Origin of the sequence: Micromonospora okii, assembly GCF_020884795.1 — a bacterium.
Taxonomy (GTDB): Bacteria; Actinomycetota; Actinomycetes; order Mycobacteriales; family Micromonosporaceae; genus Micromonospora; species Micromonospora okii.
The window spans coordinates 470181-492811 of the sequence record NZ_BBZF01000012.1; the positions used below are offsets into that span (position 1 = coordinate 470181).

Sequence of the window (22631 nt, forward strand, 5' to 3'; positions counted from 1 at the left end):
GTACACCGTAGTCCGCCGCCGCACCCGCGCGCCGGGCCTCCGGCGGCCCGACCGCGCGGGTGCGGGCCGGGTCAGCCGCCGTTGCTCGGCCGCCGCTCCGCCGCCCGGTGGACGGGCCCGGCGCCGCCCAACCCGTCGACGGCGGCCAGGAAGCCGCGACCCATCCGGGCCCGGGCCCGGACCGCCGGGTGGGTCGCGCCGAAGTTGTCCGCGTCGGCCTGGCCGTCGGCGAAGAGGGCGTACGTCAGCACCGCCGCGCCGGCCGCGTCGAAGATCACCCCGGCCTCGTGCCGGGCGTCGCCGAACCAGCCCGCCTTGGTGGCGATCCGGGCCCGCTGCGCCGAGGACATCTCCCGCCGGACCCCGTCGGTGAACGCGATGGGGGAGCGCAGCAGGCCGAGCAGGAACGCCGTCGAGGACACCGACAGCAGCGTGCCGGCGACCAGCGCCCGCAGCAGGTCGTGCGTCTCCCGGGGGGTGCTGGTGCCGAGGAAGAACCGGTTCGGGTTGGCCACCGGCTGCACCTGCGTGTTCGGGAAGCCCTTCGCCACCAGGATCTGGTTCAGCTCGGCGGCCGGGCAGACCAGGCCGCAGAGCCGCACGGCGGTGTCGTCGGAGACGGTGAGCAGGGCCGCCAGCGCGTGCCCGAGGGTGACGCTGCTCGGGTACGCGCCGTCCAGGCTGAAGATCCCGTCCCCGCCGGGCACCACGATCGACGCCGTCACGTCGACCCGCTGGGCGAGCGTGAGCAGCCCCCGGTCGACCTTGTCCAGCACCGCCGTGGCCACCGCGACCTTGTTCACGCTGTACGCCTCGATCCGGGCGTCCGCCTCGTCGGCGACGGCCACCAGCGGGGCGCCGGACGCGTCGGCGACGCTCACGTACCCCCGCCAGGCGCCGCCGGCGCGGGCGGACTCCTGGGCGTAGGTGGCCGCCACCCGGCTCGCCGCCTCCGACGCGGTGGCCGGCCGGCGCGGGCGCGGAGCGGCGGAGGCCGACGCGCCCGCGCCGAGCACCGTGCCGGCGGTGGCCACGGTGCCGAGCCCCAACGCGACCCTGCGGTTCGCCCTGATCGTCACTCGTCTCTCCCGTCGGTGAGGGGGATCATCCATCCGCCACCCTAGGGGAAGAGATCGACTTCGGTGACCGCGTGAGTCACGGAGCGAGCACGACCTTGACGCAGCCGTCCTCCTTCTTCTGGAACATCTCGTACGCCTTCGCCGCCTCGGCCAGCGGCACCCGGTGGGTGCGCAGGTCCTCCACGCCCAGCGGGTCGTCGTCGCCGGAGAGCACGGGAAGGATCTCGTCGGTCCAGCGGCGCACGTGGCACTGCCCCATCCGCACCTGCACGCCCCGGTCGAACATCTCCATCAGCGGCAGCGGGTCGGTTTCGCCGCCGTACACCCCGGAGATCGACACGGTGCCGCCCCGGCGGACGCCCTTGAGGGCGGCCTTCAGCACGGTCAGCCGGTCCACGCCGGCCTTGTCGATCATCGACTGGGCCAGCTTGTCCGGCAGCAGGCCGGCGGCGGTCTGGGCCAGCCTGCCGGAGGCGGAGCCGTGCGCCTCCATGCCGACCGCGTCGATCACGGCGTCCGGGCCGCGCCCGTCGACCAGGTCGATCAGGGCGCCCGGCACGTCGTCGAGCTGGCTGACGTCGAGCGTCTCGATGCCGTGCCGGCGGGCCATCTCCAGCCGCTCGGGCACCAGGTCCAGGCCGATCACCCGCTCCGCGCCGAGGTACCGGCCGATCCGGGCACAGAACTGCCCGACCGGGCCGAGCCCGAAGACCGCGAGGGTGCCGCCGCGCGGGGTGTCGGCGTACTTCACCGCCTGCCACGCGGTCGGCAGGATGTCCGACAGGTACAGCCAGCGCTCGTCCGGGCCGATCGACGGCACCTTGACCGGCCCGAACTGGGCGTGCGGCACCCGCAGGTACTCGGCCTGCCCGCCCGGCACGGAGCCGTACAGCGAGGTGTAGCCGAACAGCGCCGCGCCCTTGCCCTGCGACGTGACCTGGGTGGTCTCGCACTGGGCGTAGAGCTGCCGGTCGCACATCCAGCAGGAACCGCAGGCGATGTTGAACGGGACCACCACCCGGTCGCCGGGCTTGAGCCGGGTCACCCCGGCCCCGACCTCCTCGACGATCCCCATCGGCTCGTGGCCCAGGATGTCGCCCGGCTTCAGGTACGGCCCGAGCACCTCGTACAGGTGCAGGTCGGACCCGCAGATCGCGGTCGAGGTCATCCGGATGATCGCGTCCGTCGGCTCCTCGATACGCGGGTCCGGTACCTCCTCGACCCGGACGTCCCGCTTGCCCTGCCACGTCAGTGCCTTCATCTCGTCCGTCCCCTTGTTCACCTCGTCGTGTCCTGCGGGAGCTGCTACCCGCGTTGCGGTGCTTGAACCGGCCGCCCTGCCCAGGCCCCGCCCTGCCCGTGCCCTGACCTGCCCTTGCCCTGACCTGCCCCGGTCCCGGCCTGGCCCGGCGACCCGGATGTCTGCCGGCCCCTTTGGAGCTGATGGCGTGAACGACTCAAGCGTGCGGAGAAGCCGGAACGGCTGTTGCGGAACGGCGTGCGGGACGGCCCACGCCGAATGGTCGCCGACTGAGCGGAACAGCGGTGACGCCCGCTGGGGCGGGCGGTGGGCTGATTGCGGTCGACGTGCTGCGCGCGAAGTCGCCGACGACCGCGACCGCCAACGACCGCGACCGCCAACGACCGCGACCGCCAACGACCGCGATGCTGCCGACGACCGCGATGTCGTTAACGACTCAGCTCCAAAGGGACGGCAGGTGGCATTCCCCCGGCCGCGCCCCCGAGGAGCGTCCCCGGCCGTATCCCTTCGGTCGGGCGCGTTGAGACGCACCGACCGCCGGCCCCGGTGGGGCGCGGCGGTCGGTGGTGGGCGGTAGGTGGATCGGGTCAGGAGCCCGGGGTGCCGGCGCCCTTGGCGGTGGCCTTGAGGTAGTCGCGGTTGAGCCGGCCGATGGTGTTCAGCGGGATGCCCTTCGGGCAGACCGCCGTGCACTCGCCGGCGTTGGTGCAGCCGCCGAAGCCCGCCTCGTCGTGGGCGTCGACCATGCCGATCACCCGCGTGTACCGCTCCGGCTGGCCCTGGGGCAGCAGGGAGAGCTGGGTGAGCTTGGCGGCGGTGAAGAGCATCCCCGAGCCGTTCGGGCAGGCCGCCACGCAGGCGCCGCAGGCGATGCAGGCCGCCGCCTCGAAGGCGGCGTCCGCGTCGGCCTTGGCCACCGGGGTGGCGTGCGCCTCCGGCGCGCTGCCGGTCGGCGCGGTGATGTACCCGCCGGCGGCGATGATCTTGTCGAAGGCGCCCCGGTTGACCACCAGGTCCTTGACGACCGGGAAGGCCCGGGCCCGCCACGGCTCGATGTCGATCGTGTCGCCGTCGGAGAACTGCCGCATGTGCAGCTGGCAGGCGGTGGTGCCGCGCTGCGGGCCGTGCGCCTCGCCGTTGATCATCAGGCCGCACATGCCGCAGATGCCCTCGCGGCAGTCGTGGTCGAAGGCCACCGGCTCCTCGCCGGAGAGGATGAGTCGCTCGTTGAGCACGTCGAGCATCTCCAGGAACGACATATCCGGGGAGACGTCGTCGACCTGGTAGGCCACCATCCGACCCTTGTCCTGAGGGCCGGACTGGCGCCAGATGCGCAGGGTCAGGTTCACTTGTAGCTCCGCTGCGTCGGGTGCACGTATTCGAACTTCAGGTCTTCCTTGTGCAGCACGACCGGCTCGCCGTCGCCGGTGTACTCCCAGGCCGCCACGTAGGCGAACCGGTCGTCGTCGCGCTGCGCCTCCCCGTCCGGGGTCTGGTGCTCGGCCCGGAAGTGGCCGCCGCAGGACTCCTCGCGGTGCAGGGCGTCGATGCACATCAGCTCGGCCAGCTCGAAGAAGTCGGCCACCCGGCCGGCCTTCTCCAGCGACTGGTTGAGCCCCTCGCCGCTGCCCGGGACGCGGACCCGCTTCCAGAACTCCTGGCGCAGCGCCCGGATCTCGTCGATCGCCTTGCGCAGCCCGGCCTCGCTGCGCTCCATCCCGCAGTGCTCCCACATGATCTGGCCCAGCTCGCGGTGGAACGAGTCGACCGTCCGGTCGCCGTCGACGGCCAGCAGCCGCCGGATGCGGTCCTCCACCTCGGCGCGCGCCTCGACGGCCGCCGGGTGCCCGGCGTCGACCTTCTCCAGCGCCCCAGACGCCAGGTAGTTGGCGATGGTGGCGGGAAGCACGAAGTAGCCGTCGGCGAGGCCCTGCATCAGCGCGGAGGCGCCGAGCCGGTTCGCGCCGTGGTCGGAGAAGTTCGCCTCGCCGATCACGAACAGGCCGGGGATGGTCGACTGGAGGTCGTAGTCGACCCAGAGGCCGCCCATCGTGTAGTGCACGGCGGGGTAGATCCGCATCGGCACCTCGTACGGGTCCTCGCCGGTGATCCGCTCGTACATCTCGAAGAGATTGCCGTACTTGGCCTCGATGGCCTTGCGGCCGAGCCGGGTGATGGCGTCGGCGAAGTCGAGGTAGACGCCGAGCTTGGTCGGGCCGACGCCCCGCCCCTCGTCGCAGACGTTCTTCGCGGCCCGGGAGGCGATGTCCCGGGGCACCAGGTTGCCGAACGAGGGGTAGATCCGCTCCAGGTAGTAGTCCCGCTCGTCCTCGGGGATGTCCCGGGGGGCCCGGTCGTCGCCCTTGGCCTTCGGCACCCACACCCGGCCGTCGTTGCGCAGCGACTCGCTCATCAGCGTCAGCTTCGACTGGTGGTCGCCGGAGACCGGGATGCAGGTGGGGTGGATCTGGGTGTAGCAGGGGTTGGCGAAGTACGCGCCCTTGCGGTGCGCCCGCCAGGTGGCGGTGACGTTGCAGCCCTTGGCGTTGGTGGAGAGGTAGAAGACGTTGCCGTACCCGCCGGAGGCGAGCACCACCGCGTCGGCCATCTCGGTGCTGATCTCGCCGGTGACCATGTCCCGGACCACGATGCCCCGGGCCCGGCCGTCGACGACGACCAGCTCCAGCATCTCGTGGCGCTCGTTCATCTCCACGTTGCCGAGGCCGATCTGCCGCTCCAGGGCCTGGTACGCCCCGAGCAGCAGTTGCTGGCCCGTCTGCCCCCGGGCGTAGAAGGTGCGCTGCACCTGCGCGCCGCCGAAGGAACGGGTGTCGAGCAGGCCGCCGTACTCGCGGGCGAACGGCACGCCCTGCGCGACGCACTGGTCGATGATGTTGACCGACACCTCGGCCAGCCGGTGCACGTTGGACTCGCGGGAGCGGAAGTCGCCGCCCTTGACGGTGTCGTAGAACAGCCGGTGCACCGAGTCGCCGTCGTTGCGGTAGTTCTTCGCCGCGTTGATGCCGCCCTGCGCGGCGATGGAGTGGGCCCGGCGCGGGCTGTCCTGGTAGCAGTACGACCTGACCCGGTAGCCCTGCTCGGCGAGCGTGGCCGCCGCCGAGCCGCCGGCCAGGCCGGTGCCGACCACGATCACGGTCATCCTGCGGCGGTTGGCCGGGTTGACCAGCTTGGCGTCGAAGCGGCGGCGGTCCCAGCGGGTCTCGACCGGGCCGTCGGGGGCCTTCGTGTCGGCGATCGGGTCGCCCTCGGTGAACAGATCCATGTCAGGCCACCAATCCGGTGAGTACGGCGAACGGGACCACGAGGTAGCCGACGCAGAGCACGACGGCGAAGACCAGCGCGGCGGCGCGCGCCCGGCGCTCGCCCCCCGGGGTCTGCTGGCCGAGGCTGCGGAACGCGCTGAACGCGCCGTGGCGCAGGTGGAAGCCGAGCGCCACGATCGCCAGGGTGTAGAAGAGCGTGACGTACCAGCGCTCCGGGGCGAAGTCGGCGACCACGTTGCCGTACGGGTTGGCCGAGTCGCCCTGGGGGTTCAGGTGGCCGGTCGTCAGGTCCAGGATGTGGTAGATCACGAAGAGCAGGATGATCACCCCACCCCAGCGCATCGTGCGGGCCGCGTAGCTGCCGCGCACCGCCTTGCGGTGGGCGTACCTGACCGGGCGGGCGGCGCGGGCGCGTACGGCGAGCACGGTGGCGGCGACGATGTGGCCCAGCACGGCAGCCAGCAGCACCGTGCGCTGGATCCACAGGAACCACGTCTCCGGCAGCAGCGGCGTGCCGAGGCCGCGCAGCCAGTGCGCGTAGTGGTCGAACGCCGTCTCGCCGGTGAAGATCTTCAGGTTGCCGAGCATGTGCGCGATCAGGAACAGCACAAGGAGGATGCCCGTCACCGCCATGACGGCCTTCAGGCCGACGTTGGAGCGGATGGGCGACCGAGTTTTCGTGAGTACCACTCGGCCGACGCTAGGAGCACCTGGGATCAGTCGTCCAATGCATCGAAGTCGCAGTCTTGATAGCCGTAGGCTATTCAGGTGCAGTTACATCAGCTTCGGTACTTCGTTGCGGTAGCAGAAGTGCGACATTTCACCCAAGCCGCCGACATCGTCGGCATAACCCAGCCCTCATTGAGTAAGCAAGTTCACGCCCTGGAGACCGACCTCGGGGCCCCGCTGTTCGAGCGGGTAAGGGGAAACATCACCCTCACCGCCGCCGGGGAGGTGCTGCTCCCGCTGGCCCGGCGCATCCTCGCCGACGTCGACACCGCCACCCGCGAGGTGCAGGAGCTGGTCGGGCTGCGGCGCGGCCGGGTCCGGCTCGGCGCGACCCCCAGCCTGGCCACCTCGCTCGCCCCGCCCGTGCTGCGCCGGTTCCGCGACGCCCACCCCGCCGTCGACCTGCGGGTGGAGGAGAGCGGCTCGCAGGACCTCGTGCGCCACCTGCTCCGCGGCGACCTGGACCTCGCGCTGATCATCATGCCCGCCCAGGGCGCCGACCCCGGGCTGCGCGCCGAGGAGATCCTGCGGGAGAGCCTCGTCGTGGCCTCCCTCGGCGAGGTGCCCGGCACCTCGCCGGCCGGCGAACTGCGCGTCACCGACCTGCGCGACCAGCCCCTCGTCATGTTCCGCGAGGGGTACGACCTGCGCGACGCCACCCTCCAGGCGTGCCGGGACGCCGGCTTCGAGCCGACCCTCTCCGTCGACGGCGGCGAGATGGACGCCGTCCTCGGGTTCGTCGAGGCGGGGCTGGGGGTGGCGCTGGTGCCGGGCATGGTGGTGGCCCGCCGCCCCGGCGTCCGGGTCACCCGGCTGGCCCCGCCCGGGGTGCGCCGCACCATCGCGGTGGCCCGACGCCGTGACGCCGTGCCCACCCACGCCGGGCGCGAGCTGCGCCGCATCCTGATGGAGTACGTGCGCACGGCGATCGAGCGGGGCGACCTGCCGCCCGGCGTGGAGCCCTGCTGAACGATCCGCGCCTCGGCCGCCCGATTATGTCCGTCTGGGTTAAATAGTCCTTAAGCGAGTGGTATACGGCTCGTTGGCCCTCTTGGTCACTTATGGTGAAGCCTTGCGCAGGCGCGACGCCCGTCGGCCTGCGGAGGAAGAGTCGACCGCGCGGGCTCGCGTGGCAGGGAGGCCACCACATGAGGATCCTGGTTACCGGCGGTGCCGGCTTCATCGGGTCGCACTTCGCCCGGAGCCTGCTCAACGGGCGGTACGTCGGCTTCGAGGACTGCCACGTCACGGTGGTCGACAAGCTGACCTACGCCAGTGACCGGAACAACCTGCCGGCCAACCACCCGCGGCTGGTCTTCGTGCGCGGCGACATCTGCGACCGCGCGCTGCTCGCCGACGTGGTGCCCGGCCACGACGCGGTGGTGCACTTCGCCGCCGAGTCCCACGTGGACCGCTCCATCGACGACCCCGCCCCGTTCTTCGAGACGAACGTGATGGGCTCACACCATCTGATGGCCGCCTGCGCCCGCGCCAACGTAGGCCGCGTCGTGCACGTCTCCACCGACGAGGTGTACGGGTCGATCACCGACGGCTCGTGGACCGAGCGCTGCGTGCTGGAGCCCAACTCCCCGTACGCGGCGTCGAAGGCGGCCAGCGACTGCGTCGTCCGCTCGTACTGGCGCACCTACGACGTCGACGTGTCGATCACCCGCTGCGCCAACAACTACGGCCCGTACCAGCACGTGGAGAAGGTCATCCCGCGCTTCGTCACCAGCCTGCTCACCGGCGGGGACGTCACCCTGCACGGCGACGGCGGCGCGGTGCGCGAGTGGCTGCACGTCGACGACCACTGCCGGGCCATCGCGCTGGTGCTGGCCAAGGGGCGCGCCGGCGAGGTCTACAACATCGGCGGCGACGTCGAGCTGACCAACCGGGCGCTGGCCGAGAAGATCCTGCTCATCGCCGGGGCCGGCTGGGACCGGGTGCGGTACGTCGCCGACCGCAAGGTGCAGGACCAGCGCTACTCGCTCGACTACACCAAGATCTCCGACGAGCTGGGCTTCGAGCCGCGGATCCGGTTCGTCGACGGGCTGACCGAGGTCTTCCACTGGTACCGGGAGAACCGGGCCTGGTGGGCGCACGCGTACCCGGAGGCCCAGGTCGGGCCGCTGACCAACTCCGTGCGGGGCCTCCCGGTCGGCCGCGCGGTCCCCGCCCCGGTGCACTGACCCGGCCCGCCGGCCGGAGCCGGGTCAGCGCCCCTCGGCGTCGTCCATCGCCCGGTAGATCCGCTGCTCCGAGACCGGGTACGGGGTGCCCAGCGCCTGCGCGAACACGTTCACCCGCAGCTCCTCGATCATCCAGCGGATCTGCCGCACCGCCGCCGAGCCGCGCCGGCTCGGCGGCAACGCGGCGAGCAGGTCGGCGTACTCCTTCTGCACGGCGGCGACCCGGTCCTGCTGCTGGCGGTCCCGCTGCGGGTTGCCCGGCAGCCGGTCCAGCCGCCGCTCGATCGCGGTCAGGTAGCGCAGCAGGTCCGGCAGGCGGGCGTACCCCGTCTCGGTGACGAAGCCGGCGTGCACCAGGCCGGAGAGCTGCGCCCGGACGTCGGCCAGGGCCGCCACCACGGCCAGGTTCTGGGTCTTGCCGAGCCGCTGCTCGACGGCGTACGCGGCGGCGAGCACCTGCCGCACCCGGCCCATCACCTCGACCACGGTGTCCACCAGGTCGGCGCGGACCCGGTCACGCAGCGCGGCGAAGCCCTCGGCGTCCCAGGCCGGGCCGCCCGCGTCGGCGACCAGCTTGTCGATCGCCGCCCCGGCCGCGTCGGCGATCAGCTCCTGCACCCCGCCGTGCGGGTTGCGGCTCAGCGCCAGCTTCGCCTCGTTGGAGAGCCGCCCCTGTAGGAACTTCGCCGGCGACGGCACGGTCAGCCGCAGCAGCCGGCGCGTGCCCGCCCAGTGGGCGGCGGCCTGCTCGGCCTCGGAGTCGAAGACCTTCACCCCGACCGTCGCGCCCTCGTCGACCAGCGCCGGGTACGCCGTCACCGCGTACCCGGCGCGGACCTGCTCGATGGTGCGCGGCAGCGTGCCGATGCTCCACTCGGTCAGCCCGGTGCGGGCCACGTCCGGCGCGGCGGCCGCCACCACCTGGCGTACCTCCTGGCGGAGCTGGCGTTGCAGGGCCGGCAGGTCCTTGCCCTCGGCGACCGGCTTGTTCTCCTCGTCGAGCACCCGGAAGCTGACCCGCAGGTGGTCGGGGAGCTTCTCCGGCGCCCAGGCGTCCCGGGGCACGGTCACCCCGGTCATCCGGCGGAGCTGGCGGGCCAGCGCGTCCAGCAGCGGCTCCTGCCCGGGGGTGATCGCCGCGAGCGCGGCCCGCGCGTAGTCGGGGACCGGGACGAAGTTTCGCCGGACCGCCTTGGGCAGCGACCGGATCAGCGCGATCACCAGCTCCTCGCGCAGGCCGGGCACCTGCCAGTCGAAGCTCTCCGCCGGCACCTGGTTGAGTAGCGGCAGCGGGATGTCCACGGTCACCCCGTCGGTGGGGGTGCCCGGGTCGAACGTGTACGTCAGCGGCAGGGTGACCCCGTCGGCCCGCCACTCGTCCGGGTAGTCGGTCTCGTCGACGCCGCCCCGACCGGCGTTGACCAGCAGTTCCCGGGTGAAGGTCAGCAGGTCGGGCTGCTGCCGCCGCTCCTTCTTCCACCAGGCGTCGAAGTGCCGGCCGGAGACCACGTCGGCGGGGATCCGCTCGTCGTAGAAGGCGAAGATCGTCTCGTCGTCGACCAGGATGTCCCGCCGCCGGGCCCGGTTCTCCAACTCCTCGATCTCGGCGAGCAGCTTCCGGTTGTCCCCCCAGAACTGGTGGTGCGTGGACCAGTCGCCCTCGACCAGCGCGTGCCGGATGAACAACTCCCGCGACAGCGCCGGGTCGATCCGACCGAAGTTGACCTTCCGGGCGGTGACCAGCGGGACGCCGTACAGGGTGACCTTCTCGTACGCCAGCACCGCCGCCTGCTTCTTCTCCCAGTGCGGCTCGCTGTAGCTGCGCTTGACGAGGTGCTGGGCGAGCGGCTCCACCCACTCCGGCTCGACCCGCCCGGCCACCCGACCCCACAGCCGGGAGGTCTCCACCAGCTCGGCGGCCATCACCCAGCGCGGCGGCTTCTTGAACAGCGCCGACCCGGGGAACAGGGCGAACTTCGCCCCCCGCGCCCCCAGGTACTCGTGCTTCTGCGCGTCCTTGAGCCCGACGTGGGACAGCAGGCCGGGCAGCAGCGACTGGTGGACCTTCGGGGTATCGATCTCCTCCGGCAGGTCCGCCGCCGGGCCGCGCCGCCCGTCGCCCCCGTCCGGGGTGCGCAGCACCTGGCGGAGCTGGGCGACGATGTCCTGCCACTCGCGCACCCGCAGGTAGTTGAGGTACTCCGCCTTGCACATCCGGCGGAACGCGCTGGACGACAGGGCCCGCTGCTGCTCCCGCAGGTACCGCCACAGGTTCAGGTACGCGACGAAGTCCGATTCCTTGTCCGCGAACCGGGCGTGCGCCTGGTCGGCCTGGGCCTGCTTCTCCGCCGGCCGCTCGCGCGGGTCCTGGATCGACAGCGCGGCGGCGATCACCACGACCTCGGTGGCGCAGCCGTTGCGCTCACCCTCCAGCACCATCCGGGCCAGCCGTGGGTCCACCGGGAGCTGGGCCAGCCGCCGGCCCAGCGCGGTGAGCCGCTTCGCCGGGTCGGCCTCGGCCGGGTCGAGCGCGCCCAGCTCGTGCAGCAGGTTCACGCCGTCGGTGATGTTGCGCCGGTCCGGCGGGTCGATGAACGGGAACGCCGCGACGTCGCCCAGCCCGATCGACGTCATCTGGAGGATGACCGAGGCCAGGTTGGTGCGCAGGATCTCCGGGTCGGTGAACTCGGGGCGGGAGAGAAAGTCCTGCTCGTCGTAGAGGCGGATGCAGATGCCGTCCGAGGTGCGCCCGCAGCGGCCCTTGCGCTGGTTGGCCGACGCCTGCGACACGGGCTCGATGGGCAGCCGCTGCACCTTCAGCCGGCTGGAGTAGCGGGAGATCCGGGCGGTGCCCGGGTCCACCACGTACTTGATGCCGGGGACGGTCAGCGACGTCTCCGCCACGTTGGTGGCCAGCACCACCCGGCGACCGGAGTGCGGGGCGAACACCCGGTGCTGCTCGGCGGCCGACAGCCGGGCGTACAGCGGCAGGATCTCGGTGCCCAGCAGCGAGCGCTTGTTCTGCACCAGCTTGCCCAGCGCGTCGGCGGTGTCGCGGATCTCCCGCTCGCCGGAGAGGAAGACCAGGATGTCGCCCGGCCCCTCGGCGGCCAGCTCCTCGACCGCGTCGCCGATCGCCTGCACCTGGTCGCGGACGTTCTCCCCGTCGTCGCCCTCGTCCTCGCTCTCGCTGACCTCGACCAGCGGCCGGTACCGCACCTCCACCGGGTACGTCCGCCCCGACACCTCGACCACCGGCGCGGGCCTGCCCTCGGCGTCCGCGAAGTGCTTCGCGAACCGGTCCGTCTCGATGGTCGCCGAGGTGATGACCACCTTGAGGTCGGGGCGGCGGGGGAGGAGCTGCCGCAGGTACCCCAGGATGAAGTCGACGTTGAGGCTGCGCTCGTGCGCCTCGTCGATGATCAGCGTGTCGTACTGGCGCAGCATCCGGTCGGTCTGCAACTCGGCGAGCAGGATGCCGTCGGTCATCAGCTTGACCAGGCTGCGGTCGCTCACCTGGTCGCTGAAGCGGACCTTGAAGCCGACCACGTCGCCCAGCTCGGTGCCCAGCTCCTCGGCGATCCGGTCGGCCACCGTCCGGGCGGCCAGCCGCCGGGGCTGGGTGTGCCCGATCAGCCCGTGCACCCCGCGCCCCAGCTCCAGGCAGATCTTGGGAAGCTGGGTGGTCTTGCCGGAGCCCGTCTCGCCGGCCACGATCACCACCTGGTGGTCGCGGATCGCCGCCGCCAGATCGTCCTTCCGCTCGCTGACCGGCAGCCCGGCCGGGTACGTGACCACCGGCACCGCCGCCCGGCGCTCGGCGAGCCGCTGCTCGGCCCGCGCCACGTCGGCGGCGATCTCGGCGAGCGCGGCCTCGCGCCGCTGCGGGTCGCGCAGCCGGCGCACGCCGTCGAGCCGCCGCCCGATGCGGCGCTGGTCGCGGAACATCAGGCTGGGCAGGCGGCGGTGCAGCTCACGGACGGTGTCGGGCGCGGCGGGTACGGCTGGATTCTGCATGTCGTCGCCAAGGATAGGCAGCCGCCGGCCGAACCGCCCCCCGGTTACGGAGGTCCCGCCCGCCGGCCGGGGTCTAGAGTTGACCGCCGACCGACACGACCACGGGGGCCCAGGAATGACCATGCGAGACACCGACCGGGCGCTCGTGCAGGCCGCCACGGCGGTGGCGAAGCTGCGCTGCCGCAGCGAGAACCACACCGTCGCCGCCGCCGTCCGCAGCGTCGACGGCCGGGTCTTCACCGGCGTGAACGTCTACCACTTCACCGGCGGGCCGTGCGCCGAGGTGGTGGCCCTCGGCGCCGCCGCCACGCAGGGCGCGGGGGAGCTGGAGACCATCGTGGCGGTGGGGGACCGGGGGCGGGGCGTCCTCCCGCCGTGCGGCCGGTGCCGACAGGTGCTCCTCGACTACTTCCCCTCGATCCGGGTGATCGTCGGTCCGGCGGACGCGCTGCGCGTGGTGCCCGTCGCCGAGCTGCTGCCCGAGGAGTACGTCTGGGCCGACCACCAGGCAGCCGCCCCCGTCACGCTGCCGGCGCCCCGGCCCGAGCCGGCCGGCTGACTCGCCTCGGACGATCGCCCCCACGCCTGCGGGCACAGCCGTCCCGCCGCAACTCCTTTCCGCTACACGGCGTGACCGTCAGTTGGGCGGCGTTGCCGCCGGCGCGCCGATTCCGTCACCGACGACACTGCTCACCGGGGTACGGCGAACCGGACCGAAGACCGCCCGTTACGGCACTCAACTACTCCCCGCTAAGGTAAGGCGGACCTAAGTTGAGGGAGATTCGTGACCATCGTCGCCGCGCGGGCGGGCCGGGCCCGTAACCGGAGCAGCCGTGGGCCCCGCCGCCGGGCTGCCGTCACCGCCGCGGCGGCGACCGTGCTGGCGCTGGCCGTGCTGGCCAGCCTCGCCCTCGGCAGCCGGCCGCTCGCGCCCGGCGCGGTGTGGCACGCGCTGGTCGCCCCGGACGGCGGCGACGCCACCACCATCGTCCGCGAGCTGCGGATGCCCCGCACCGCCCTGGGCGTCGTCGTCGGGCTCGCCCTCGCCGTCGCCGGGGTGCTGTTCCAGGCGCTGACCCGCAACCCGCTGGCCGAGCCGCGCATCCTCGGCGTCAGCGCGGGGGCGTCGTTCGGCGTGGTGCTGGCCATCGCGGTCTTCGGCGTCGGCAGCCTCACCGGGTACGTCTGGTTCGGCGTCGCCGGCGCGCTCCTGGCCGGCGCGGCCGTCTTCGCGGTCGCCAACCGGGCCCGCGACGGCGCCTCACCGGTCACCCTCGCCCTGACCGGCGCCGCGCTCGACGCCAGCCTCGGCGCCGTCGTGTACGCGCTGCTCAGCATCGACGCCCGCACCTTCGAGGAGTACCGGTTCTGGGTCGTCGGCGGGCTGACCGGCCGCGACGTTGGCGTTGCCGGTGAGGTGCTGCCGCTCGTCCTCGCCGGGCTGATCCTGGCCGCGCTGGTCGCCCGGGGCCTGGACGCGCTCGCCCTCGGCGACGACGTGGCCCGTGGCCTCGGCCACCGCATCGGCCTGGTCCGCCTCGGCGGCGGCGCGGCCGGGGTGCTGCTGACCGGGGCGGCCGTGGCGGCGGCCGGGCCCATCGCGTTCGTCGGGCTCGCCGTGCCGCACCTGGCCCGGGCGCTCGTCGGCGCGGACCACCGCTGGACCCTCGCCGTCGCCGCCCTGCTCGGGCCGGCCCTGCTGCTCGTCGCCGACGTCGTCGGCCGGCTGGTCGCCCCGCCCGGCGAGGTGCCCGCCGGGGTGGTCACCGCGCTGCTCGGCGCCCCGCTGCTGGCCTTCCTGGTCCGCCGCGCCCGGGTGGTGACCGCGTGAGCGCCCGCCCCCTCACCGAGGCCCACCCCCGGTCGGCCCCGGCCGGCCGTACCCTGCTGCGCCTCGGCCCGCTGCGGGCGCCCGTGCGCCGCCGCCCGCTGCTGGTCGCCGCCGCCCTGGTCGCGCTGCTCGCCGCCGCCGGGGTGCTCAGCCTCTCCCTCGGCACCCCCTACGTCGCCCCGCCCGACGTGCTGCGTGCGCTCACCGGCGCGGGCACCCCGTACGACCTCGTGGTGCTGGACCTGCGGCTGCCCCGGCTCGTGCTCGCGGCGGTGGCCGGCGCCGCCTTCGGCGTCGCCGGCACGCTGGTCCAGAGCGTCTCCCGTAACCCGCTGGCCAGCCCCGACGTCATCGGCATCACCCAGGGCGCCGGGCTGGCCGCCACGGTGGCCCTGACCAGCGGCGTCGCCGCCGTGCTGATCGCCCCGGCCGCCCTGCTCGGCGGGCTGGCCGCGGCGGCGGCGGTGTTCGCCCTGGGCGCCCGCCACGGCCTTGCCGCCCAGCGGTTCGTCCTGGCCGGCGTCGCCGTGGCCTTCGGGGTGCGGGCGCTGATCGAGGTGGTGCTCATGGCCGCCGACCCGATCGACGGGATGCGCGCCCAGATCTGGCTGCTGGGCACCCTCGCCGGCAAAGGCTGGACGGAGACGGCCTGGATCGCCGCCACCCTGCTGGCGCTGCTGCCCGCGCTGCTCTGGGCCGGCTGGGCGCTGAACAGCACCGCCCTGGACGACGACACCGCCCGGGGCCTGGGGCTCCGCCCGGTGGCCCGCCGCGTCGGGCTGGCCGGCACCGGTGTGCTCGCCGCCGCGATGGCCACCGCCCAGGTCGGCGCGGTCGACTTCGTCGCCCTGGTCGCCCCCCAACTCGCCCGGCGGCTGGTCCGTGCCGAGCGGCCCCCGCTGCTCTGCTCCGCCCTGCTCGGCGCGCTGCTGCTGACCCTCGCCGACCTCGCCGGCCGCCGGCTGTTCGCCCCCACCCAGCTTCCGGCGGGCGTGCTGACCGCCGCCATCGGCGGGCCGTACCTGATCTTCCTGCTGCTGCGCCGACGCCGGGGCCCGTCCTGATGCCGCCTTCTTCCGCGCCGACGCCGCCTTCTCCCGCCGCGCCGACGCCGCCTTCTCCCGCCGCGCCGCCGCCGCCTTCTCCCGCCGCGCCGCCGCCGCCTTCTCCCGCCCCGACGCCGCCTCCTCCCGTCCCGGCGTCGGCCGCCGCTGCCGGTGCCCCCGTGACACCGCGCGTCCCGCCCGGTTCCGCCCCGACCCCCTCCGCCGATCCCTCCCGAGGAGCCGCGATGCTCTCCACCCGCGACCTGGTCGTCGGCTACGACGAGCGGACCGTCCTGGACGGTCTCGACCTGACCCTGCCGGCCGACGCGTTCACGGTCATCGTCGGGCCGAACGCCTGCGGAAAGTCCACCCTGCTGCGCACGATGGCCCGGCTGCTCACCCCGAGCCGGGGCGCGGTGCTGCTCGACGGCACCGCGATCCGGGACCTGCCGACCCGGGAGGTCGCGCAACGGCTCGGGGTGCTGCCCCAGAGCCCGCTGGTGCCCGAGGGGGTGACGGTCGCCGACCTGGTCGGCCGGGGGCGGCAGCCGTACCAGCGGTGGTGGCGGCAGTGGTCGGAGCGGGACGGGGCCGCCGTCGACGAGGCGATGGCCCTCGCCGACGTGGCGGCCCTCGCGGACCGCCCGGTGGACACCCTCTCCGGCGGGCAGCGGCAGCGGGTCTGGATCGCCATGACCCTCGCCCAGGACACCGAGACGCTGCTGCTGGACGAGCCGACGACCTTCCTCGACCTGGCCCACCAGGTGGAGGTGCTGGACCTGCTGCACCGGCTGCGCGTCGAGCGCGGCCGGACGGTGGTCGCCGTGCTGCACGACCTCAACCAGGCCGCCCGGTACGCCGACCACCTGGTAGCCATGCGCGCCGGCCGCGTGGTGGCAGTCGGCCCGCCCCGGGAGATCCTCACCGTGGAGCTGGTCCGCGACGTCTTCGGCCTCGACTGCGTCGTCGTGCCCTGCCCGGTGAGCGGGGCGCCCCTCGTCGTCCCGGCCCTCACCACCCCCTCCCTGACCGCCGCCGTCCCCGCCGCCCTCCCCGACAGCTCCTCCGCCCTCCCCGACGGCTCCTCCACCACCGCCCCCTCGGCCGTTTCGTCTTCCACCCCCTCGGCCGTCTCGTCTTCCACCACCTCCTCGGCCGTCTCGTCCTCCGCCGGCCCGTCGGCCGGCTGAACCCCTCCGAAAGGAACCATCCATGCGTCGTCTCGCCGCCGTGCTCACCGCGGCCGTCGCCCTCGGCGTCGGGCTCACCGCCTGCGGTGAGAGCGACCCCGTCGCCGGCACCGCCACCGGGGAGACCCGGGAGATCACCCACGCCATGGGCACCACCAAGGTGCCGGCCGATCCGAAGCGGATCGTCGTTCTCGACACAGACAAGATCGACACAGCGCTCTCGCTGGGCGTCACACCGGTCGGCGCGGCCACGGCGGGCGAGGCGAAGGGCTGGCCCACCTACTTCGGCGCGGAGAAGCTCGCCGGAATCAAGGAGGTCGGGGTGCTGACCGAGCCCGACGTGGAGGCGATCAACGCCCTCAAGCCCGACCTGATCCTCGGCAGCAAGTTCCGCCAGGAGAAGTTCTACGACGAGCTGGCCGCCATCGCGCCGACCGTGTTCACCGAGAAGGTCGGCATCACCTGGAAGGAGAACCTCCTCCTCGACGGCAAGGCCCTCGGCAAGGAGCAGCAGGCCCGCGACCTGCTCGCCACGTACGAGAAGCGGGCCAGGGACTTCGGCGCGAAGCTCGGCGACGCCGCCCAGCGGAAGATCTCCATCGTCCGCTTCATGCCCGGCCTGATCCGGGTCTACGGGCCGGACTCGTTCTCCGGCATCGTCGTCGGCGACACGGGACTCGGCCGCCCCGAGCGGCAGCAGCTCGCCGGCAAGGAGGACAAGCGGATGGACGCGGTCAGCCCCGAGCGCGTCAACGAGGTCGACGGCGACGTCATCTTCGTGACCGCGTACGGCGAGAAGGCCGCCGCCGAGCAGGCCAACGTCACCGGCGGCACCCTGTGGAAGGGGCTGTCCGCCGTCAAGGCCGGCAAGACGTACGTGGTCTCCGACGAGGTCTGGATGACGGGCATCGGCGTCGGCGCCGCCAACAAGATCATCGACGACCTGGAGAAGCACCTCGCCTGACCCGCCCTCCCCTCGCCCGCGCCAAGATCCGCGCAACTTCAGGGAACCTGCCGCCCCGGCATCCACCGCGGCAGCATCTTCGGCGAAGTTGCGCGGATCTTCGTGTCAGCGGGCGCGGACGGCCAGGGCGCGGCGGAGTTCCGTGAGGAATCCCGCGAAATCAGTGCGGAAGCGGGTGGCCGTGAGGTGCAGGACGACCCAGCCCTCGCCGAGCAGCCGGTTGAGGCGCTGCCGGTCGCGGTGGAACTGCTCGGGATCGTGGTGCCACAGGCCGTCGTACTCGACGGCGACCCGCAGCGCCGGCCAGGCGAGGTCGACGCGGGCGATGAAGCGACCGTCGCGCTCGACGACGAACTGGGTCACCGGCGGCGGCAGACCGGCGAGCACGATCCGCACCCGTAGCCGGGATTCCTGTGGCGACTCGGCCCCGCCGTCGGTCAGCCCGGCCACCCGAAGCGTCCGCTTCCAGCCTCGGGCACCGACATCGGCCCGGGCCCGCGCGGCGAGCGAACCGGGGTGGACCAGCCCACGCCGGACGAGGGCGTCCGTCACCGCCACCGCCTCCTCGACCGGGAGCCACTGGGCCAGGTCCCAACAGGTGCGCTCCGGCGTGGTCACCGGGATCCCGTCCCACAGGCGGACGTCGTCGCCGGACAGTGCCGCGGTGTGCACGGCGAGTCCGGTGACGGGCCCGAACCGCTGCCCGGCGGGCACCAAGACGTCGAGCGGGTCGGCGGCGTCCACGCTGCCTGCGCCGTACAGAGCGGCGGCGCTGCGCCCGGCGATCACCACCCCGGCGGGGAGCAACCACCGGGCGGCGGCGGAGCACCGGAGCCGGTGGGTGACGGCAATGTCCGCGTCCGCGTAGACGTCCTTGAACAGCGGTCGCCACGCCCTGCTGCGCAGCTCGGAGCGAGTCAGCAGCCCACCGGCGATGACCTGTGAACCCCGGAAGACGCGCCCCCGCAACTGCTCGGGCCGCCGAGGAGAAACACCCACATGCCCACCCTGTACTGCCTCGCCCTTTCTCCGCACCCCCTGTGGATAACCCCAAGATCCGCGCAACTTCAGGGAAGGTGCCGGGTCGCAGCGCGCCGAGACAGCAGTTTCACCGAAGTTGCACGGATCTTGGGGCGTAGGTGGGGTGGGGTCAGGCGGCGGTGGACCAGATGGCGCGGAAGGCGGCGGCCTCGCCGGCCAGCCACTGCTCGACCTGGTCGACCTTGACCGTGTCGGGCATGCGGTGGGTCACGCCCCGGCGGACGTCGACCAGGACCGGCTCGGCGTGCGGCAGGACCGCGTCCATGTGGCGGGCCATCAGGTGCAGGGTGGCCAGGGCCGCCTCCTCGCTCGGCGGCGTCTCGTCGAAGTGCAGCCGGACGGCCTCGGCGCGGCCGTCGGAGGCGTACCGGATGCCGAAGTGGGGGTTGATCTTGACGGGCAGGTCGCCGAGCATGGCGAGCGCGTCGCGGGTCCGGGCGAGGTCGACGCCGGTCGGCTCGCCGAGGGAGCGCAGCCAGGCCGTCGCGCCCGGCACGAGCGCCTCGTAGAGCGGGCGCCAGCGCGGCTTGACCGCGTCGACGACCTGGGTCAGGTGGGTGCCGCCGGTGTGGAAGGCGACGTCGGCCTTGAGCGCCTTGACGAACTGGCCGTGCGGGTTGAAGCCGTGCCGGCTGGCCCGCTGCTTGCGCAGGCCGCCGACGAAGCTGGCCTTGGTGGGGCCGGTGCGGTCGACGTAGCGGGTGAATCCCAGCAGGGTGGCGTACGGGGCGAGGGGGGTGGCGGCGGGCGCGGTCATGGGCGTCCTCCCAGCTCAGCGACGCTGATTAGTACATACATTCTAATCGACGGGTCTGACATCGCCCAGGGTTTGGAGGGCCGGACCGAACCCGGTTCCGGTCAGGCGTCGTCGGCGCGCAGCCCGACGCAGTCGTGCCGCCAGAACGTGTCCGAGTAGACGAACGTCCCGGTCATCCAGGGCTCGTGGGCGGACAGCCGGGCCACCTGGAACGCCCGGTCGGGGATGCGCAGCGACGGCTTGCGGAAACCGTGCCCGCCGGCGGGGGAGAAGCCCAGGCGGCCGTAGTAGCGGGGGTCGCCCTCCAGGAACACCAGCGGTACGCCCCGCGCGTCGAGTTCCCGCAGGCCGTGGCGGACGAGCTCGCCGCCGACGCCGCACCGCTGCGCGGCCGGGGCCACGGCGAGCGGGCTCAGCGTCACCACGTCGACGAGCCGGCGCGGCGCGTCGAGGCGGCACCGGCTGAACAGGACGTGCCCCACCACCGTCCCGTCCCGCTCGCCGACGAGCGACACGGCGGTCGGGTCGTCGGCGCGCAGGGCGTCCAGCAGCCCCACCACCACGTCGCCGTGCCCGTCGCCGAAGGCCGCCCGGTGGATCGCGTCCACCGGCTCCCAGTCGCGGGGCTCTTCCGTCCGAATGATCAGCATCGGCACACGGTAGAGCTGGTTACAGCTGGCCGACCTCCGTGATCCGCACGACGGCCGCGCCGGCCTCGTCGGAGGCCGCGAGATCGACCTCGGCGCTGATGCCCCAGTCGTGGTCGTCGTCCGGGTCGTCGAGGATCTGCCGGACCGTCCACCGCTCCCGGCCCTGCTCGATCATCAGCAGCGCGGGGCCGCGGGCGTCCGGGCCGGTCCCGATGGCGTCGTACGCCTCGAAGTACGGCTCCAGCGCGTCGGCCCAGGCGTCGGCGTCCCACCCGCAGCCGGCGTCCAGCTCGCCGAGCAGGTCCCAGCGGCGCAGGGCGGCCAGCTCGACCCGGCGGAACAGCGCGTTGCGCACCAGCACCCGGAACGCGCGCGTGTTGCGGGTGACCGCCGGGGGCCGCTCGTCCAGGGCGGCGTGCGCCTCGGCGGCCTCGGCGACGTCCGACGGGTTCTTCAGCCGCTCCCACTCGTCGATCAGGCTGGAGTCGACCTGGCGGACCAGCTCGTGCAGCCACTCGATGAGGTCGATCAGTTCCTCGGTCTTGGCGTCCTCGGGGACGGTCTGCCGCAGCGTCTTGTACGCGTCGGCGAGGTACCGCAGGACGAGACCCTCGGAGCGGGTGAGGGAGTAGAACTGCACGTACTCGGTGAAGGTCATCGCCCGCTCGTACATGTCCCGGACGACGGACTTGGGGGACAGCTCGTGGTCGGCCACCCACGGGTGCCCCCGCCGGTACATCTCGTACGCGGCCTCCAGCAGCTCGGCGAGGGGCTTGGGCCAGGTCACCTCGTCGAGCAGTTCGAGGCGGGCCTCGTACTCGATGCCCTCGGCCTTCATCGCGGCGACCGCCTCGCCGCGCGCCTTGAACTGCTGCGCGGAGAGCACCTGGCGGGGGTTGTCGAGGATCGACTCGATGACGCTGAGCACGTCGAGGGCGTACGACGGGGACTCGACGTCGAGCAGCTCGATGGCGGCCAGGGCGAGCGGCGAGAGCGGCTGGTTGAGCGCGAAGTCGAGCTGGAGGTCGACGGTGAGCCGGACCCGGCGGCCGGTCTCGTCCGGCTCGGGCAGCTCCTCCACCACGCCGCCGGCCCGCAGGGCCCGGTAGATGGCGATGGCCCGGCGGATGTGCCGGCGCTGGGCGGCGCGGTCCTCGTGGTTGTCGGTCAGCAGGTGCCGCATCGCGGCGAACGCGTCGCCGGGGCGGCCGATGACGTTGAGCAGCATCGAGTGGCTGACCTGGAAGCTGGAGGTCAGCGGCTCCGGCTCGGCCTCCACCAGGCGGTCGAAGGTGGGTCGCCCCCAGCCGATCGAGCCCTCCGGCGGCTTCTTCCGCACGACCTTGCGGCGCTTCTTCGGGTCGTCGCCGGCCTTGGCGAGGGCCTTCTCGTTCTCGATCACGTGCTCGGGGGCCTGCACGACGACCCGGCCGAGGGTGTCGAAGCCGGCCCGGCCGGCGCGCCCGGCGATCTGGTGGAACTCGCGGTTCTTGAGCAGCCGGGTGCGGACGCCGTCGTACTTGCTCAGGCCGGTGAAGAGCACGGTGCGGATCGGCACGTTGATGCCCACGCCGAGGGTGTCGGTGCCGCAGATGACCTTGAGCAGGCCGGCCTGGGCCAGGGTCTCCACGAGCCGGCGGTACTTGGGCAGCATCCCCGCGTGGTGCACGCCGATGCCGTGCCGGACCAGCCGCGACAGCGTCTTGCCGAAGCCGGAGGTGAACCGGAACCGGCCGATCGCCTCGGCGATCATGTCCTTCTCGGCCCGGGTGGCGACGTTGACGCTCATCAGCGCCTGGGCGCGCTCCAGCGCGGCGGCCTGGGTGAAGTGGACGACGTACACCGGGGCCTGCTTGGTCTCCAGCAGCTCCTCGAGGGTCTCGTGCAGCGGCGTCATCGCGTACGTGAAGATGAGCGGGACGGGCCGCTCGGCCGAGCGCACGACGGCGGTCGGCCGGCCGGTGCGGCGGGTGAGGTCGTCGACGAAGCGGGTGGTGTCGCCGAGGGTGGCGGACATCAGCACGAACTGCGCCTGGGGCAGCTCGATCAGCGGCACCTGCCAGGCCCAGCCCCGGTCCGGCTCGGCGTAGAAGTGGAACTCGTCCATGATCACCTGGCCGACGTCGGCCCGCGTGCCCTCGCGCAGAGCGAGGTTGGCCAGGATCTCGGCGGTGCAGCAGATGATCGGGGCGTCGGCGTTGACGCTGGCGTCGCCGGTGAGCATGCCGACGTTGTCGGCGCCGAAGACCTCGCAGAGCGCGAAGAACTTCTCCGACACGAGGGCCTTGATCGGGGCGGTGTAGAACGTGGTCCGGTCGTCGGCCAGGGCGGCGAAGTGCGCGGCGATCGCGACGAGGCTCTTGCCGGAGCCCGTCGGCGTGTTCATGATCACGTTCGCGCCGGAGACGATCTCGATGACCGCCTCCTCCTGGTGGGCGTAGAGGTCGAGGCCGCGCTGTTTCGCCCAATCGGCGAACGCGTCGAAGAGGGTGTCGGGGTCGGCGCTTGCGGGCAGCGCGGCGGTGAGCGTCATAGCCCGTCCATCGTGCCTGCCGTACGCGCCCGCGCGCCAACCGGGCCGGTGCCCGCCCCC

The 22631-nt window shown here is 73.1% G+C and carries 17 protein-coding genes; 7 read left to right on the forward strand and 10 right to left on the reverse strand.

The genetic code is table 11. The features are described from left to right. Positions 1 to 71: 71 nt before the first annotated feature. The 5 genes from LPU43_RS01460 to LPU43_RS01480 all read right to left on the reverse strand — a co-directional run bounded on the left by LPU43_RS01460 (position 72) and on the right by LPU43_RS01480 (position 6314). Positions 72 to 1079, reverse strand: a complete 1008-nt coding sequence (locus tag LPU43_RS01460; RefSeq protein WP_229398032.1) for a serine hydrolase — start codon at positions 1077 to 1079, stop codon at positions 72 to 74. A gap of 76 nt (positions 1080 to 1155) precedes the next feature. Beyond that, positions 1156 to 2340: a zinc-dependent alcohol dehydrogenase gene (locus LPU43_RS01465; RefSeq protein ID WP_229398034.1), complete on the reverse strand. Its 1185-nt coding sequence runs from the start codon at positions 2338 to 2340 to the stop codon at positions 1156 to 1158. Positions 2341 to 2927: 587 nt separating this feature from the next. Beyond that, positions 2928 to 3689, reverse strand: a complete 762-nt coding sequence (locus LPU43_RS01470; RefSeq protein ID WP_229398036.1) for a succinate dehydrogenase/fumarate reductase iron-sulfur subunit — start codon at positions 3687 to 3689, stop codon at positions 2928 to 2930. Then, complete coding sequence (locus LPU43_RS01475) at positions 3686 to 5623, reverse strand: fumarate reductase/succinate dehydrogenase flavoprotein subunit (RefSeq protein ID WP_229398038.1); 1938 nt, start codon at positions 5621 to 5623, stop codon at positions 3686 to 3688. Before LPU43_RS01475 ends, LPU43_RS01470 begins: the two co-directional genes overlap by 4 nt. 1 nt (position 5624) lies before the next feature. Then, positions 5625 to 6314, reverse strand: coding sequence for a succinate dehydrogenase cytochrome b subunit (locus LPU43_RS01480; RefSeq protein WP_255684261.1), 690 nt, complete (start codon positions 6312 to 6314; stop codon positions 5625 to 5627). A gap of 72 nt (positions 6315 to 6386) precedes the next feature. On the opposite strand from LPU43_RS01480, the gene LPU43_RS01485 reads away from it, so the two are divergent. Together LPU43_RS01485 and rfbB are read left to right on the forward strand one after the other, a co-directional pair. Beyond that, on the forward strand, positions 6387 to 7322 hold the full coding sequence (locus tag LPU43_RS01485; protein WP_229398607.1) for a LysR family transcriptional regulator: 936 nt from the start codon (positions 6387 to 6389) through the stop codon (positions 7320 to 7322). 179 nt (positions 7323 to 7501) lie between these two features. Then, positions 7502 to 8542 (forward strand): dTDP-glucose 4,6-dehydratase, encoded by a 1041-nt coding sequence (gene rfbB / locus LPU43_RS01490; protein WP_229398039.1) that lies wholly within the window; start codon positions 7502 to 7504, stop codon positions 8540 to 8542. A gap of 24 nt (positions 8543 to 8566) precedes the next feature. Here rfbB and hrpA read toward each other — a convergent pair whose 3' ends face one another. Further along, a complete protein-coding gene (gene hrpA / locus LPU43_RS01495) occupies positions 8567 to 12559 on the reverse strand; it encodes an ATP-dependent RNA helicase HrpA (protein ID WP_229398041.1) in 3993 nt (1330 codons plus the stop codon). Positions 12560 to 12680: 121 nt separating this feature from the next. Between hrpA and LPU43_RS01500 the strand changes: the two genes are divergently transcribed. The 5 genes from LPU43_RS01500 to LPU43_RS01520 all read left to right on the forward strand — a co-directional run bounded on the left by LPU43_RS01500 (position 12681) and on the right by LPU43_RS01520 (position 17590). After that, the gene (locus LPU43_RS01500) at positions 12681 to 13118 is read left to right on the forward strand and encodes a cytidine deaminase family protein (RefSeq protein WP_229398043.1); all 438 of its coding nucleotides are present in this window, start codon (positions 12681 to 12683) and stop codon (positions 13116 to 13118) included. 225 nt (positions 13119 to 13343) lie between these two features. Further along, positions 13344 to 14390 (forward strand): FecCD family ABC transporter permease, encoded by a 1047-nt coding sequence (locus LPU43_RS01505; protein WP_229398045.1) that lies wholly within the window; start codon positions 13344 to 13346, stop codon positions 14388 to 14390. Further along, positions 14387 to 15454, forward strand: coding sequence for a FecCD family ABC transporter permease (locus LPU43_RS01510; protein ID WP_229398046.1), 1068 nt, complete (start codon positions 14387 to 14389; stop codon positions 15452 to 15454). Before LPU43_RS01505 ends, LPU43_RS01510 begins: the two co-directional genes overlap by 4 nt. 227 nt (positions 15455 to 15681) lie before the next feature. Further along, on the forward strand, positions 15682 to 16626 hold the full coding sequence (locus tag LPU43_RS01515; protein ID WP_229398048.1) for an ABC transporter ATP-binding protein: 945 nt from the start codon (positions 15682 to 15684) through the stop codon (positions 16624 to 16626). A gap of 22 nt (positions 16627 to 16648) precedes the next feature. Further along, on the forward strand, positions 16649 to 17590 hold the full coding sequence (locus LPU43_RS01520; protein ID WP_229398050.1) for an ABC transporter substrate-binding protein: 942 nt from the start codon (positions 16649 to 16651) through the stop codon (positions 17588 to 17590). A 105-nt stretch (positions 17591 to 17695) separates the two neighbouring features. Here LPU43_RS01520 and LPU43_RS01525 read toward each other — a convergent pair whose 3' ends face one another. The 4 genes from LPU43_RS01525 to LPU43_RS01540 all read right to left on the reverse strand — a co-directional run bounded on the left by LPU43_RS01525 (position 17696) and on the right by LPU43_RS01540 (position 22571). Further along, positions 17696 to 18589, reverse strand: coding sequence for an endonuclease domain-containing protein (locus tag LPU43_RS01525; RefSeq protein ID WP_229398052.1), 894 nt, complete (start codon positions 18587 to 18589; stop codon positions 17696 to 17698). A 151-nt stretch (positions 18590 to 18740) separates the two neighbouring features. Next, positions 18741 to 19388, reverse strand: a complete 648-nt coding sequence (locus LPU43_RS01530) for a hypothetical protein (RefSeq protein ID WP_229398054.1) — start codon at positions 19386 to 19388, stop codon at positions 18741 to 18743. 101 nt (positions 19389 to 19489) lie between these two features. Continuing rightward, positions 19490 to 20038 carry a GNAT family N-acetyltransferase gene (locus LPU43_RS01535; protein WP_229398056.1) on the reverse strand — a complete coding sequence of 183 codons (549 nt, stop codon included), beginning with the start codon at positions 20036 to 20038 and terminating at the stop codon, positions 19490 to 19492. A 19-nt stretch (positions 20039 to 20057) separates the two neighbouring features. Then, on the reverse strand, positions 20058 to 22571 hold the full coding sequence (locus LPU43_RS01540; RefSeq protein ID WP_229398058.1) for a DEAD/DEAH box helicase: 2514 nt from the start codon (positions 22569 to 22571) through the stop codon (positions 20058 to 20060). Positions 22572 to 22631 lie beyond the last annotated feature (60 nt).